Origin of the sequence: Streptomyces sp. NPDC101152, from assembly GCF_044768275.1 — a bacterium.
GTDB lineage: Bacteria > Actinomycetota > Actinomycetes > Streptomycetales > Streptomycetaceae > Streptomyces.
Window position 1 is genome coordinate 124,387 of the sequence record NZ_JBIWPO010000014.1, and the last position, 14,686, is coordinate 139,072.

The 14,686-nt window shown below is 68.8% G+C and carries 10 protein-coding genes; 3 read left to right on the forward strand and 7 right to left on the reverse strand.

The features are described from left to right. Positions 1–102: 102 nt before the first annotated feature. Positions 103–1,728 (reverse strand): sulfatase-like hydrolase/transferase, encoded by a 1,626-nt coding sequence (locus ACIRVK_RS20540; RefSeq protein WP_404248959.1) that lies wholly within the window; start codon positions 1,726–1,728, stop codon positions 103–105. Between the two features lie 454 nt (positions 1,729–2,182). Here ACIRVK_RS20540 and ACIRVK_RS20545 point away from each other — a divergent pair, with 454 nt between their 5' ends. Continuing rightward, positions 2,183–3,487, forward strand: a complete 1,305-nt coding sequence (locus ACIRVK_RS20545; protein WP_404248961.1) for a cation:proton antiporter — start codon at positions 2,183–2,185, stop codon at positions 3,485–3,487. A 437-nt stretch (positions 3,488–3,924) separates the two neighbouring features. Here the strand turns inward: ACIRVK_RS20545 and ACIRVK_RS20550 are convergent, their stop codons facing one another. The 5 genes from ACIRVK_RS20550 to ACIRVK_RS20570 all read right to left on the reverse strand — a co-directional run bounded on the left by ACIRVK_RS20550 (position 3,925) and on the right by ACIRVK_RS20570 (position 11,355). Further along, on the reverse strand, positions 3,925–4,470 hold the full coding sequence (locus tag ACIRVK_RS20550; RefSeq protein ID WP_404248963.1) for a hypothetical protein: 546 nt from the start codon (positions 4,468–4,470) through the stop codon (positions 3,925–3,927). A gap of 452 nt (positions 4,471–4,922) precedes the next feature. Continuing rightward, a complete protein-coding gene (locus tag ACIRVK_RS20555; RefSeq protein ID WP_404248964.1) occupies positions 4,923–5,573 on the reverse strand; it encodes a hypothetical protein in 651 nt (216 codons plus the stop codon). Between the two features lie 43 nt (positions 5,574–5,616). Next, positions 5,617–10,341, reverse strand: a complete 4,725-nt coding sequence (locus tag ACIRVK_RS20560) for an RICIN domain-containing protein (RefSeq protein ID WP_404249066.1) — start codon at positions 10,339–10,341, stop codon at positions 5,617–5,619. Between the two features lie 433 nt (positions 10,342–10,774). Next, a complete protein-coding gene (locus ACIRVK_RS20565; RefSeq protein ID WP_404248966.1) occupies positions 10,775–11,134 on the reverse strand; it encodes an ATP-binding protein in 360 nt (119 codons plus the stop codon). Further along, complete coding sequence (locus tag ACIRVK_RS20570) at positions 11,131–11,355, reverse strand: hypothetical protein (RefSeq protein ID WP_404248968.1); 225 nt, start codon at positions 11,353–11,355, stop codon at positions 11,131–11,133. The genes ACIRVK_RS20565 and ACIRVK_RS20570 overlap by 4 nt, the downstream gene beginning before the upstream one ends. 163 nt (positions 11,356–11,518) lie before the next feature. Here ACIRVK_RS20570 and ACIRVK_RS20575 point away from each other — a divergent pair, with 163 nt between their 5' ends. Continuing rightward, positions 11,519–12,352, forward strand: a complete 834-nt coding sequence (locus ACIRVK_RS20575) for a helix-turn-helix transcriptional regulator (protein WP_404248970.1) — start codon at positions 11,519–11,521, stop codon at positions 12,350–12,352. Then, positions 12,324–12,617: a DUF397 domain-containing protein gene (locus ACIRVK_RS20580; RefSeq protein WP_404248972.1), complete on the forward strand. Its 294-nt coding sequence runs from the start codon at positions 12,324–12,326 to the stop codon at positions 12,615–12,617. Before ACIRVK_RS20575 ends, ACIRVK_RS20580 begins: the two co-directional genes overlap by 29 nt. A 25-nt stretch (positions 12,618–12,642) precedes the next feature. Here ACIRVK_RS20580 and ACIRVK_RS20585 read toward each other — a convergent pair whose 3' ends face one another. After that, complete coding sequence (locus ACIRVK_RS20585) at positions 12,643–14,670, reverse strand: NAD(+) synthase (protein WP_404248974.1); 2,028 nt, start codon at positions 14,668–14,670, stop codon at positions 12,643–12,645. Positions 14,671–14,686: the final 16 nt, after the last annotated feature.

Consider the following 14,686-nt stretch of genomic DNA (forward strand, 5'->3'; position numbering starts at 1 on the left):
TCTCGTCCTCGTCCTGGCGGCCTTGGCCGCTTCTGACGCAGAGACTCCGCCCCTGCGACATGGCGGGGGCTGCACCTCTGCGACGATGGTTGCGGCGGTTGCTCAGCGTCCCCGCTGTGCGGCGGCGAGTGTCTCAGGGCGCGTGTCGTCGCCGTGCCAGGTGGGCCAACCCAGGAGATGGGGCCGTTCGGTGACCCAGGCGCGGGTGTCGGTGCCGATCTCGGTGTCGATGAGGTCCTCCAGCAGGGCGCGGTAGCGCTCGACGAGATCGCGGTGGGCGGGGTCGGGGGCGAGGTTGTGCATCTCGTCGGGGTCCTGCTCGTGGTCGTACAGGACGACGTCATTCTCCGCGAGGAGGGCTTGGGCGCTGGCGGGCCGGTTGGGGCTGAGCGGGGAGAAGTAGCGGCCGAAGGTGTAGCGCTCGTCGGTGTAGCCGCGCAGGAAGCCGCGCTTGTTCCAGTCGGGGCGCAGGTCGCCGGAGGCGACGCGCTTGGACGCCTCCGGGTCGGCGAACTCGAACCAGAACGACGCGTCGAGCATCATGATCGACTCCACCGCGTTCAGGATCCCTTTGCGCACCGTGCGTCCGTGGAGGACCGGCATCAGCGAGTGGCCCTTGAGGGCCGGGTGCCGCGTGACCGTCTGTGCGGCGTCCAGGCCGGCGATCTCCAGCAGGGTGGGCGCGATGTCGACGGAGGAGGCGAGGGCTTGGGTGCGACCGCCTCCCTGGACGTCGGGGTGGGCGATCATGAAGGGGACGTGGAAGTTCTCGTCGTAGATGAGGTTGCCCTTCTGCCGCAGGCCGTGGGATCCGGCCATCTCGCCGTGGTCGGAGGTGAAGACGACGACGGTGCGGTCCGCCTGGCCGGAGGCCTCCAGGGCGTCGAGGACGAACTCGACGCTGCGGTCCACGTCGCGGATGGCGTTGAGGTAGAAGTTCAGGCCGTCGTACCAGTGCTGCTCGTCGGCGACCGGGCCGAAGACCGTGTCCGTCACGCGCGCGTACTCGGTGATGGCCGGTGCCGCGCCCGTGAGGTCGTCGTTCAGGCTGGCGGGCAGGTCGAAGTCCCAGCGTCGCCGGTAGACGGGGATGTCCGCAGCCGCACGGGACACCACCGCGTGGGCGAGCCCGGGCGGGAGTTGGACCTGTGAGCGGCCACCGTAGTCGAAGCTCATGATGTCGTGCGGGTTCACGAAGTTGACGGCCATGAACCACGGCTGGTCCTGCGAGACGACCGGTGCGCGGTTGCGCAGCCACTTCACGGCCTGGCCGGCGATGACCGGGTCGAGTTTGAGGCCGGCCCAGGCGCCGCCGTCGATGTCGCCCCAGTCGTTGAACTCGCTGAACCCGTAGGGCTCCAGCGCGTCGGTGGTGGGGCCGGGGTTCTCGCGGGTGACGTAGCAGTTCGACAGGTGCCACTTGCCCTGGTAGGTGGTGTAGTAGCCGGCGGACCGCAGCATCGTCCCCAGTGTGCCGAGCTCAGGGTTGAGTGGGCGGATGTACGGCATGTTGTCGTTGTCGTAGATCTCGGTGATCGGCAGGTGTTGCCCGGTGTAGATCACCGACCGGGCGGAGCTGCACTGCGCGGAGGCGGTGTAGTAGCGCTCGAAGGTGGTCCCCCGGCCGGCGATCCGCTCCCGGGCAGGCAGCGAGTACCCCTGCGCCGGGGGGAGGCGGACGCGTTCCTCGTCGGTGACGATCAGCAGGATGTTGGGGCGACTGGTCACGATCTGCCCTTCGCTCGCCACGCGCCGCCCGCGGGCCGTGTGGCTCGTTGCCGTGGCCGGGTGCGCGCGGACCGGTACGGATGGTCTCGAATCTAGGCTCGGTGCCCGGTCGGTGGCGCTCTGGGCGCGGCGGATGGCGGCCGGACGAGTGAGCGCGGCGTCCGCGCCGGACGGGGTTGTGCGAATCGCCCGTACGCGCGCGGCACATCTTCCGTCGCTGTGCGCGGTGCCTCGCTGCGGCGCTCGAGCACGAGGCCGTCGCAGGCACACCGGTGCCGGGGTAGCCACCTGACGGTAACCGTGTCGCTGACGCCGCGGCCCCTGGCTGTGCCGCACAGTGGGCGGACGAGATCACTGCTGCGGAGCACCTGGGGGTCGATGACCGTGACCGACAGGCGCAATCGGCCCCGGCCGGGAGCGCCGGCCGACGACGGCTGCCGCATGGTGTGCGGTCATGAGCAGTAGCGATTCCTGGGCGGTCGCGGCGGTGTCCGGGGTCGCTGCCGCCTACGCACTCACCTCCCGGCGGCTGGCCGCCTCGCCGGTGTCCGACGCCATGGTCTTCACCGGCTGCGGCATCGCGATCGGACCCGTCGGCCTGGACCTGGTCAGCCTGCGGCACGACACCGGCCCCCTGCGCACCCTGGTGGAAGCCGCCCTGACGCTGGTGCTGTTCACCGACGCGACGACCGTGCGCCCCGCGGACCTGCGTAGCGGTGGCGCGCTGCCCGGGCGGCTGCTGTCGATCGGGCTTGTTGTCACCATCGCCGCCGGATGGTTGCTGGCCTGGCCACTCCTACCGGGCCTGACCATGTGGGAGCTGGCACTCGTGGCCGCGATCCTCGCCCCCACCGATGCCGCCCTGGGCAGGAGCGCCATCTCCGATCCTCGCGTCCCGAGCCTGATCCGCCAGACCCTCAACGTGGAGAGCGGACTGAACGACGGCCTGGTGCTGCCCTTCTTCGTGCTCTTCCTCGCAGTCATCCCCGGGACCTCCTACGAGCACCAAGGCGCGGCCGACACCTTCTGGCGCACCCTGCTGCTCAGCCCGGCGATCGGCTTGACCGTCGGCGGGGCCGTCGGCCAGCTCCTTCACCTCTCGCTCGACCGCAGATGGGTCGCCTCCGACTGGCGTCCCATCTGCGGGCTCGCCGCGGCCACCGGTGCCTACACCTTTGCCACGGCCACCCACGGAAGCGGCTTCATCGGCGCCTGGGTGGCCGGCTTCGCCTTCGCCTACCCGCTGCGCCATGGCACACGGCCCACCGGCGAGGTGGCCCGCTCCACCGAGCTGGTCGAAGACCTCGGCGGACTGCTGGCCATGCTGAGCCTGCTGTTCTTCGGTGCCGTCCTGCTCGGCCCCGCCCTGGAACATCTCAGCTGGCGGATCGTCACATACGCGGTGCTGAGCCTGACGGTGATCCGCATGGTCCCGGTCGCGCTCGCCCTGACCGCAAGCAGACTCAAGGCGCCGACCGTGGCCTACGTCGGCTGGTTCGGCCCACGGGGCCTGGCCTCGGTCGTGTTCGGGCTCCTGGTCGCCGAGGAGCACCTCCACGGTATCGACCTGATCAGCCGTGTGGTTGCCGTCACCGTTGGACTCAGCGTGCTGCTCCACGGGGCCTCGGCCGCGGTCCTCGCCGCCCGCTACGGACGCTGGTACCAGCAGGCCGCCGCCATCACGCCGGACCTGCGCGAGAGCACCGCCGCATCCGTCACACCGCGACGCCGCACACTCGGCCTGGCCGAATCGGACTGATCCGCCCCGGCAGCCCGGTGCGGCCGGCGCCATTGCCCCGAAGTCGAGAGCCTGCCGACAGGTGGCGCAGTCCGGGTACGGCCCTCGGGATCGCGAGTAGGCTGAGTTCGAACGTCATCCTTCGGCCGCCGTTTTCTGGCGGGCGGCGGCGAGTGCATGGGCCGTGGCTGTGTCGCAGTTCCCGAATGTGATGAGGGGGCCGGGAGCACGTGATCGCCTCCCACGTCCCGCAGGATGCCCAGGCGCTGCACTGCTGAGGGCGGGCGCCTCGCTCCGGGGGGCGCGGAACGAGGACGCGTGCGGCGGCGGAAACACCGGCTGACGTCCGCCTCATGGAACGTCCCAGGGGCGGGCGGATCAGCAATGATCACGACCGGCTACGCGCCCCGACTCCGCCGGCTTCGTCGGCCGATGGGGTCGGTTCGCTCCTCACTCGCTCAGGGGAGCGCCGGCAGAATTCTCTCCCACTCCTGCAAGCGACGGTCAAGTTCCACCTCGCAGACCAGCCGGGCGATCGCAAGGCCCGGTGAGACCAGGTTCTTGGCGACGCGCAGAGCTCGGATCCGAGCGATGTCGAGATGACGCCAATCGGCCGACATGATGCCGGCTTCTACGGCTGACATCGGGAGTTCCTGGAGCAGAAGCTCGATGAGCCGATCCGGGTCGAGGAGCTCGACCCGGGGGTTCGGCGGTGTCTTCTGGAGCAGGACCTGTGAGAGATTCATGCGGCGAATCACACTCTCACAGTGATCGATGGCGCCCGACGCGACAGCGCTGTCGAGTGCATATCCAAATGCTGACGAGTACATGTCCCAGTACTCCGTCGTGGGGTCACCGATGCCTTGCGTGAGGCGCAGGGTGAGCAACTCGACAAGACCGAGCCACTGGCCGGCCGCCAGATCAGACCGAGCGGGAGCGTGCGATGCCAGGACTTCGGCGAGTGAGGGCAGGCCGAGCGCCGTCAGGTCATCGAAACCGTTCATCAGAAGTGAACTCCCGCTGCCGCGAACGCTTCTTTGCCGATCTTGAGACTCGCACTCGACGGCGCGTTCCGTGATGTCCGGGAACAGATTCCGCGACGCCTCATCCGCGCGGGCCCGGCGCAGATGGTCCAACTACCCCTGTGGAATGGGACGACAGAGACGACCTTGACCTCATCCATGGCGACCAATATCCCGGATGACCGTCGACGTCGCCGGGTTTTAGTACGGCGTTCTGGGGATCGATGTAGGCCATGGGTTCTCCTGAACAAATTCACTCCGCCCGGGTGGGGTTGACGTAGGGAGTCTCCTCCGGCCTGGGCCGGTGGGCGCTCCCGGGCGTCGAGGAGACCGGGGCGGGCGGGTTTCCTCGCCCGCCCCTGCGGTACGACGTCAAGCGGTTGGAAACCCCGCCAGGTCCCTGGCGGGGTTTCGACTTCATTGACCTGTCGAGATCACTCTTCGTTCAGGGCGGCTCGCAGATAGGTGATCAGATCACCGGTCGGCACCTCGACCCAGTCGGCCCCGGGCGCTCCGGTGTGAATGACCTCATAGCGCTCTGCTTCCGGCTCGTACACCAGGACCTGACGGCTCGCTCCGTCGAACAGATCCACACGCAGGCGGACCGCACCGTGCGAGATCGTCGGGAACATGTGCCGTAGTACCTCGTCCGTGTGGAGACGACGCAGAAGGTCCCATTGTCTCCGGTGGAACTCGGCCGAAAGAAGGTCGGCCCACTGCAAAGCAGTTGGCTCTCCCCTCTCGACCGCCCTGGCGAATTCATCAAGTTCCAGGAACATGAATCTCGCCGCCAACTCGTCGAACGGCATGCCTTCCCGCCATGCAACGACCGCCTCCACGAGCAACCCGAGATCGTCCGTCGAGCCGATCTCCCAAGTGAACCCGGGAGTGTCCCAGATGATCCCGGGGATATGGACCCGCACCCGGAACAGTCGCTCCTCGGTCGCGGGAACGACTGACAGGGTACCCCTTGCCGTCTCGATACCAATGATGTCGTCGATGGGTGAGGGTACAGGCCAGATTTCGCCCATGCCCAGCTGCGCGGCCTTTTTCATCGCCGATACAAGGCCGCCCGCAGCGGTCACGTCCGGGTACAGGTCTTTCTGGTTGGTATCTATGGTCGATTCCTCAGCAGTGGCAGTAACCGATGACCGAACCCTTCACGGGGGAAAGGTTTCCCTTCAGCGCCGATAGGTCCGGCATTGGTGTCGGGGGATCCAGTCGCATGGCTCCACCTGGACCCGACGGGGAGTAAAACTTGATCGAACTCCATGGACGCTGACCATTGGCGAGTGCCCTCGCGATCATGGACATCTCGTAGTCCGTGGCATGTCCGGCTTCACCGGCCGTCAGGCCACGCTGTGCAGCATCCATGAAGGTCCCCTCCTCGGCCAGTCCCGTCATGTTGATGTGCAGCGTCACGCTCGGGTCGGCGATGGCCATTTCCGCGATCCGGGCGAAGTCCCTCGGGGACACGTTGGAGAAGGTGGTGAACTTGTTCTCGGGTAGCCCAGCCCACTCGTCGAGCTTTCCGTTATTTTGCCACCCCAAGGCAACCTTGCAGTTGTGGACAAGGACCGGGGTGGCGCCCGCGAGCACGAAAAACGTGTGCAGGTCGTCGACCGTGAGGTCGTAGACCGTACGCCGAGTCAGGCCCGAGCGGTCGAGGAGGGCGGTCACTGGGTGGACGGAGCCGTCCGGGGTGCGCAGGCGGTCGCCGACGTGCAGATCGGAAACCAGTGTCCACCCACGCCCCACCACGAAGAACCTGTGGCCGGCAGTGCTGGTCAGCCTCCCCCCGTCAGCAACGGTGATGTCCACCAGCCGCTGGGTGTCGTGCTTGAAGGTGTCGGTGACCTGCCGGGTCCGCAACTGGCCGGTGGCAGGATCCATGGCTTTGACGAGGTCCCCCACGCCCACCTGGCCGATGGGCCGGTGTGAGCCGTCCGCCATGAGCACCTCGGTGGAGCCGGGGAAGCTGTTGGTCTGGCAGGCGGTCCGCAACTCCTCGGTGAGGTTCGCCGACCGTTCGATACCTGCCAGCGCCCCTGGGTCGACGTCCAGCGTGCGCAGTGCCTTGAGTGCGTCGGCGACTCCGATACCGGTACGCAGGGAGGCGTCCACGGCCTTGACCGCATCGGCGAGCGCCGTCAGAGGCTTCTCGAGTGGGACAAACATGGCCGCGGCCCAGGCGCATGCCGTCGCCGATCCGTGGTAGCACTTGATCGCGTCGCCGAGGATCACGTCGTACAGGACACTGCCGAGGGTGTCACCGAAGAGGTTCTGCCACCCCAGGCGGGTGATTTGACCAGCCGTGAAGTGGTGCTCCCAATCGACGTCCTCGGCCGTCACCGTTTTGCGGTCGAGCCACTGCCACGCCGCTTTCGGGCAGCCGGAAGCGCTGGCGACGGCGCTGTCGTCCGTGCATAGGTAGAAATCGACGACCAGCTTGGCGTTGACTTTGTATGCGACGTCGCAGCCTTGGACGGTGAGTGTGCAGTTCTTCGTCTGCTTACCGGAGAGGATTTCCGACTTCTCTTCGTCGATGACGTAGAAGACGCCGTTGGCGCCGCTACCGGCACCCGTGGCCACCTGCTTGTTGGCCTCCTCCCGATCCGTCCGGTCGGCTGCGTCCTGGGCTTCCTTGGCGTACTTGTCGGCGTCCTTGGCGGCCTGTTCGGCCTCGGTGGCGGCTGTGTCGGCGCGGTCGGCGGCGGCGCGGGCGTCCTTGGCGTCCTGTTCGGCCTGGGTGGCGGCGGTGCGGGCGGCTTCGGCGTCGAGTGCGGCTGCGTCGGCTGAGTCGCGGGCGTCCTTGGCGTAGCCCTCGGCGTTGCCGGCGGCGGTGTCGGCGGCGGCTGCGTCGGCGGTGGCCTGCTGGTCGTAGTCGATGGTGCGGGCCAGGGATTCCTGGGCTGCTGCGGCGGCCTTTGCGGCGTCGGCCGCGTAGCCGAGGGCTTCCTTGGAGTAGGTGCGGGCATCCGCCGCGTACTGGGCCGCGTTGGCCGCGTGCTGGTAGGCCTCCTTGGCGTCGCCCTTGGCCTGGTCGGCGAGGTTCTTGGCCGCGTCGGCTTCGGCGGCGGCGTTCTTGGCGTGCGCGTCGGCGACGGCCTGCTGCTGGTCGGCGATGGACTTGGATGCCTGGCCGGTCAGGACGACCAGGCCGGCGGCGGAGTCGGTGTCGACGTAGGGAGAGCCGAGTTGGATGGCGTCGTTGGCCGGGTTGGCGACCTGTTCGGCAGCCTTGCCTGCGTCCACGGCGGCTTGGGCGGTGACGTGGGCGTATCCGGCGGCCTTCGCCGAGGCGGCGAGGGCGTTGCCGGCCTCGGTGTTCGCCGCGTCCGCCTGGGTCTTGGCGTCCTTGGCGTGCTGTTCGGCCTCGTCGGCGAGTTTGACCGCTGTCCTGGCCTCGGTTGCGGCGTCCTGGGAGGCCTTGATGGCGTCGGCGGCGGCGCTGGTCGCGGTCTTCACCGCTGCGTCGGCCTTCAGCTTGTCCGCCTGGGCGGCGTCGGCGTCGGAGCGGGAGCGTTTGGCGGCTGCCTCGGCTCGGGTGGCCGCTGCGTCGGCGTCGGCGGCTGCCTGGGTGGCGGCGTCGGCGTCCGCGCGGGCGTTCTTCGCGGCGGTCTCGGCGGTGTCGGCGGCCTTGTCCGCGTCGTTGGCGGCGCTGCGAGCGGCGGTCGCGGCGTCCCCGGCGTCGAGGGAGTCGGCGTAGGCGTCCTTGGCGTCGGCCTTGGCGCGGGCGGCGGCGGCCTTCTGCTCGGCGTCCCAGGCGTCGTCGCGTTTGGCCTTGGCGTTGTCGCGGGCCGTGTTCGCGTCGTCGCGCTTGCCTTCGGCGGTCTTCTCGGCGGCGTCGGCCTTGTCCTTGGCGTCCTTGGCCGCCGTCGCCTGGTTCTGTGCGGCGGTCTTGTCGGCCGCGGCCTCGGCCTGTTTGGCCGCGGCGGTCTCCTTCTCCGCCTTGGCGGTCTTCTCCTGGGCCTCGGCGTCGAGCCGCTTGGCGTGGGCGTCGGCGGCGGCCGCCTTCGCGTCGCCCTCGGCCTTCAGGGCGGTGGTGAGCTTGGACTCGGCGGTTTCCTTGTCTGCCTTGGCGTTGTCACGGTGGACCTTGGCCGCGTCCGCCGCGGCCTTGGCCTGCTCCTCGGCGGCCTTCGCGGCCTCCTTACGGAACTCCGCCTTGGCCTGCGCCGCCTGGGCCAGCGCCCGCTGGGCGATGGTCGCGCTGTCACCGGCCGAGGCGCGGGTTGCGGCCTCAGCGGTCTCGCCGGCCTTCTCCATCGCCTGGAGCGCTGCCACCGCGCCCCGGGTCACCTGTGTCTTCTGCTGACCCACCAGCAGACCACGCCCCCGCGGAGCGCCGTTGGCATCCGCGATGCCGTACGCGGCCTGAAGGGCGCTGTCCGAGGTGGTTCCGGCCTTCTGGGCTGCCGCCAACTGCGCCTGGAGCACGGCGAGCTGCTTCTTCGCTCCCGCCTGAGCGCCGGCGATGCCGGCCGTGGCCTTGGTGAACTGGGCCTTGTTCGGGTAGTCGAGCTTGTCGGTGCCGTCGTGGCCCTTGGGGACGATGCGGATCTTCTGCGCGTCGGTGCCGTTGCACGTGTACAGCTGGGCGTCGTTGCCGTTGGTGAACGTGTGCAGGTCCAGGCACTTGTCCGTGGCGGCGTTGCGCAGCTCACCGGCGGCGCGGACGTCGAACTGCCACTGCTGCGGCGCGCTGCCATTGCAGGTCCAGAGCCGGATCTTCGTACCGTTGGCGTCGTTGCCGTTCTGCACGTCCAGGCACTTGCGCGCGTTGGTGTTGTACAGGGAGTAACCGCCGTCGTACAGGCCCCCGAACTTCCACTCCTGGCCGGCGCTGTTGTTGCAGGTGTAGATCTGCACCGGGGTGCCGTTGGCCGTCCCGCTGCCCTGGACGTCCAAGCACTTGCCCTGGGCCGCCTCGACCCTCATCACCAGCGAGGAGTCGCCGATCCAGCCGATGCCGCCGGGACTCCAGTAGTCCTGCCAGCGCGTGAGGTGGTCGGCTACCCAGGAGTGCCCCAGCATGTCGCTGAGCGCCTTGGCGCCCTTGGCCAGGGCGTCGACGGCGGTCTTGTTGGCGTCCAGGATCTGGTTGCGCTGGGCGGCCTGGGAGGAGACCTCCTGCTGCCACTCGCCGGCCGCGGTGGAGGTGATGTCGCCCAGCACGTTGTCCGGGTCCAGCGGATCACGCCAGCCACAGGACGCGAAGCGGGACTTCGCGTCCTCCACCGCTATGCGGTACTCCGGAGTGCCGGGCTGCGGAGCGGTACGGGGGAAGCCACCCGAGGACAGGAAGACACGGGCGTCGTCCGCGCCCATGTTGGCGTTGCTGAAGTCGTGCATCCACTCGAAGGCGTTGTGCTCGTCGAGCGCCCGGTTCCAGTCGGGCCGATGCGGGTCCGGGTCCTGGGCGTACAGCGGGTTGCCGAGAGCGTCGACGGCCTTGACGGTTTCGGCGTCGGCCTTGGGAGTCGAGTCGTCGTAGAAGTCGCCGTCGTTCGTCCAGAACCGGTCGGCGACCCACTTGGCCAGACCGGTCTGTTCGTCGAACGACTGTTGGCCGTCGCCGCTGGTGCCGGGCGGCCAGTGGAACGCGGCGTCCGTGAACCCGCCCGGGGTTGCCAGGCCGTCGAGAGGCTTCGTCCAGGCGTCCCGCTGAGCAGCGAGATCGTCCATCTGCTTGCTCGCCGCGTCCCGGTCCTTCTGGTACGCCACGGCCAGCGGCGTCTGCTCCCAGTTCTTCCGGTCCGCCAGGACATGCAGCTTGTCGGCGGGCTGGTTCAGGCCGTCCTGGGCGGTCGCGGCCATCGACGGCCCGCCGAGCCGCAGTACGTCGGCCATCAGGCACTGGTCCTGCCGCAACTGCTCGGCCGGGGTGTCCTGGTTCCAGGGGGCGGAGTCGCCGACCGGCTCGGCACCCAGGCCGGCCAGGCCGGGCTGAACCGCGAGCCCCGCCAAGACGGTCAGGGCGGCGACGGACGTGACAGCGGAGGTGAATTTCCGTGATCTTCGTTTTCCGGGCAGGCGGAACCACGGTCTGGGGTGCAAGGAGGCATCTCTTTCTGCATTCAGCCAGGGGTGCAGGCCGGAAAGGCGTATGACGGCATGGCGACGCGACCCCTCCCCGTAAGCGACGGCGTTCCCCCGGTCGCTGACTGATGTGCGCGTTCGGAGTGGTCAGGCTCCGTCGATGCGCGGCATCACTGTAGACATACACAGAAGTGTTCGTACAGGTGATTCTTTGCGGTTTCTGTGTGCGGCGACGGCTGACCGACTACCGCCCCTGTGTGGCCAGTTCGCACCAGAGTGTCTTGTGGCGCGCTCCCTGATCGACGCCCCAACGCCGGGCGAGCGCGTCGACCAGTGCCAGGCCGCGGCCGGACTCGGCCGTTTCGGAGGCGGACAGGAGGGTGGGCAGCGCGCGTGGGTCGGGATCGGTGACCTCGATGCGGGTGTGACCGAGGTTCGTGCCGGTTACGCGGACGGTCACGGGTGTGCCCTCGCCGACGTGGTCGATCACGTTCGTCAGCAACTCCGTGACGCACAGGCGCACTTCGAAGTCGAGTGCGCGAAGGTGGTGGCGCACTTCCGGTACGGCCTTCGGGGTCGCGAGCAGGCTGAGTTCGAACGTCATCCTTCGGCCGCCGTTTTCTGGAGGGCGGCGGCGAGTGCCTGGGCCGTGGCCGTGTTGCAGTTCCCCAGCGTGACGAGGCCGACGGGCGGTGTGTGTGCGCTCGCGAAGCTCGGCAGGTCCACGCGCAGGGAGGGCAGCGTGATGCCGTGCAGGGCAAGGGCGGTGCGGAGGTTCTCGACGCAGAGGGTGACGTCGTAGGCCGTGGGGGAGCGGTCGGGCATGGGAGGGGCAAACCTTCTGTGCGGTGTGTGACAAATTCCTCACAGACTGTCGCCGGGCTCGCTACCGTGGAAGAACTTTCGCGTCCGCGACGCGAACAGCGAAAACGGCACGGTGAGTTACGGCGGTGAGCGCGTGGTCCGACGCAAGGACATTGACGGCTCGATGAGCGTCCCGACCTTCTACGGAAAGGAGTTGAGGTGGAAGAGGGAAGCTGCGGGGATGTCGCTGGAGGCGTTCCTCGACGGCAGCTTCTACGGCAAGACGTACCTCAGCGACATCGAGCACGGGGAACGGCGGATGCCGCTCGACCTGGCTCGGCACGCGGATCGGGTGCTGGGGACGGACCGTTTCTTCGAGCGGCATTGCGAGGATGTGCGGAAGGCGCGGAGGGGGCCGCATGCTGCGTACTTCGAAAAGGCCTTGGAGGCGGAGAAGTACGCGGAGTCCATTGAGCTGTGGTCCCCCATCATCTTCCCCGGACTGCTCCAGACCGCTCCGTACGCACGGACGCTGGTCCGGGCGGCCCACCCGGCGGCCACCGACGAGTGGGTTGAAGAGAAGGTGACCGCAAGGCTCGCCCGCGCCCGCCTCTTCGAAGAGGACCACTCCACCCCGGAGTACTGGGCCATCCTGCATGAGTCGCTGATCGCGGACCCGATCCTCCCGCCGCTGGAGATGACCGAACAGCTCAACCGGATCGTGGAGTTGGCCGAGCGGCGCCGGATCACTCCGCAGATCGTTCCGCGGACGTGTGGGGCGTATCCCTTGATGGCCGCCTCCATCATGGTGATGACCTTCCCTGACGCACCGCCGCTCATCTATACCGAGGCGTCGTACAGCGGTGACACCATCGACGATCCGGCCCTCGTGAACCAGTACCGCAAGGCATACGATCGGCTCAGGGCCGTCGCGCTGTCACCAGACACGTCCCTGGCCATGATCAAGGCAGCGGCAGAGGATTACCGAAATGGCAAGCAACCGGATCGACTTGAGTAATGCGTTCTGGTTCAAGAGCAGCTACAGCAACGGTGACGGCGGGGAGTGCGTCGAAGTGGCCGGCGACTTCCCCGGCGCCGCCCTCTGGCGCAAGTCCACCCACAGCGGCGACTTCGAGGACGCCTGCCTCGAAGTCGCCGACAACTTCCCCGGCCTCGTCCCCGTCCGTGACTCCAAGGCCCCCCAAGGCCCCGCCCTCATCCTCACCGCTGCTGCCTGGGCGCCCTTCGTCGCCTCGCTCAAGGCGGAACCCGGCACACTCTGAGGCTTCAGGGCCGGGCGCCGACCGACTAGTCGAACCGCTCCAAATCCCGCAGCCAGGCCGCCGCCGAGCCATCCGACGGCGCACGCCAATCCCCCCGCGGCGACAGCGAACCCCCCGCCGACACCTTCGGCCCGTTCGGCATCGCCGAGCGCTTGAACTGGGCGAAGGCGAAGAAGCGGCGGCAGAAGACCTCCAGCCAGCGTCGGATCTCCGGCAGGTCGTACGCCATCCGCTTGGCCTCGGGGAAGTTCGGCGGCCAGGCGCCGGACTTCGGGTCGTGCCAGGCGTGCCAGGCCAGGAAGGCGATCTTCGAGGGCCGGAAGCCGTAGCGCAGCACGTGGAAGAGCGTGAAGTCGTGCAGCGCGTACGGGCCGATCTTGGACTCGGTGGACTGCATCTCCTCGCCCGGCACCAGTTCGGGGCTGATCTCGGTGTCGAGGATCGCGGCGAGCGTGCGGCTGGTCTCCTCGTCGTGCTGGCCGCTGCTGATGACCCACCGGATGAGGTGCTGGATCAGGGTCTTCGGGACGCCCGAGTTGACGTTGTAGTGGCTCATCTGGTCGCCCACGCCGTACGTGGACCAGCCCAGCGCCAGCTCCGAGAGGTCACCCGTGCCGAGGACGATGCCGCCGCGCTGGTTGGCGAGCCGGAACAGGTAGTCGGTGCGCAGGCCCGCCTGCACGTTCTCGAAGGTGACGTCGTACACCGGCTCGCCGGAGGCGAAGGGGTGCCCCATCTCCTCGAGCATCAGCCGCGCGGTCGGCGTGATGTCCAGTTCGGCCGCGGTGACGCCGAGCGCGGCCATCAGCTTGTGCGCGTTGTCCTTGGTGTGGTCGCTGGTGGCGAAGCCGGGCAGCGTCCAGGCCAGGATGTCGCTGCGCGGCCGCCCGGCCCGGTCCATCGCGCGGGCGGCGACGATCAGCGCGTGCGTGGAGTCCAGGCCGCCGGACACCCCGATGACCACCTTCGGGCCGCCGATCGCCGCGAGCCGCTGCTGCAGGCCCTCGACCTGGATGTTGTACGCCTCGTAGCAGTCCTGGGCGAGGCGTTCGGCGTCGGCCGGCACGAACGGGAAGCGCTCCAGGCGTCGCTTGAGACCAAGGTCGGTCAGCGGCGGGTCCAACACGAACGGCACCGTCCGGAAGTCGCCGGTCCGCGCGCTGTGCGTACGGCGGTTGTCGTCGAACGTGCCCATCCGCATCCGTTCCTGCCGCAGCAGGTCCAGGTCCACGTCGGCCACCGCGTACTCGTCGCCGAGCGGGAACCGCTCCGTCTCGGCCAGCAGCACGCCGTTCTCGTAGACCATGGCCTGGCCGTCCCAGGACAGGTCCGTGGTCGACTCGCCGAGGCCCGCCGCAGCGTAGACGTACGCGGCGAGGCAGCGGGAGGACGCCGAGCGGCACAGCAGCTTGCGGTCCTCGGCCCGGCCGACCGTGATCGGGCTGCCCGACAGATTCACCAGAAGAGTCGCGCCTGCCAGTGCCGCCTCCGCGCTGGGCGGCACCGGCACCCACATGTCCTCGCAGATCTCCGCGTGCAGTACGAGCCCCGGCACGTCCTCGGCGGTGAACAGCAGGTCCACGCCGAAGGGGACCTCCTCGCCGCCGACGCGGATCGAGCCGCCGCGCTCGTCGGCGCCGTCGCCGATCTGCCGGCGCTCGTAGAACTCGCGGTAGTTCGGCGGGTACGACTTGGGTACGACACCGAGCACGCGGCCCCGGTGGACGATCACCGCGCAGTTGTAGACCCGGTTGCGGTGGCGCAGCGGGGCGCCGACGACCAGGACCGGCAGCAGCCCGGCCGACCCGGCCACCACCTCCGCGAGCGCCGCCTCGACCTCGTCGAGCAGCGCGTCCTGCAGCAGCAGGTCCTCGATGGAGTAGCCGCACAGCCCCAGCTCCGGGAAGACGGCGACCGCGACCCCCTCCTCGGCGCACCGGCGGGCCTGGCGCAGCACCGCCTCGGCGTTGGCGGGCGGGTCCGCGATGACGGTGTGGCCCGTGCACGCGGCGACACGTGCGAAGCCGTGCTGGTAGATCGACCAGAAGTTCAACGGTGCTTCCCCTGGG